This is a genomic window from Pseudoalteromonas sp. S3776 (assembly GCF_005886915.1).
Classification (GTDB): domain Bacteria; phylum Pseudomonadota; class Gammaproteobacteria; order Enterobacterales; family Alteromonadaceae; genus Pseudoalteromonas.
In genome coordinates, this window is record NZ_PNCU01000207.1 from 1 (window position 1) to 289 (window position 289).

General features: G+C 48.4%; 1 protein-coding gene. It reads right to left on the reverse strand.

From position 1 onward, the window contains the following. Positions 1-289 (reverse strand): amino acid permease (locus CWC16_RS19650; protein WP_138542707.1); only part of this gene is annotated, 289 nt, incomplete at both ends.

The following is a 289-nucleotide window of genomic DNA, read 5'->3' on the forward strand; positions in this document are numbered from 1 at the left end:
ATCATGGCAGACAGCGACGTAATCAGCGACAGATTGATCACTACCAGTGCAATCTTGAGGCCTAGAGGATTGGATAACTGTTCAGCTGCCTGGACAACAACATCTATTCTCCCGTTTAAGAGCGATAGATCCTGGCTGCTGACAATCACCAGATTCAAAGCCAGATAAATCAGAAAGACGCACAAAGAGCCAATCACGGTCGCCTTCATCAGATTTCTATGGGGTGCCCGAATCTCCCCGGCCACATAGATAATGGCATTCCAGCCGGAGTACCCAAAAAAGGTCCAGA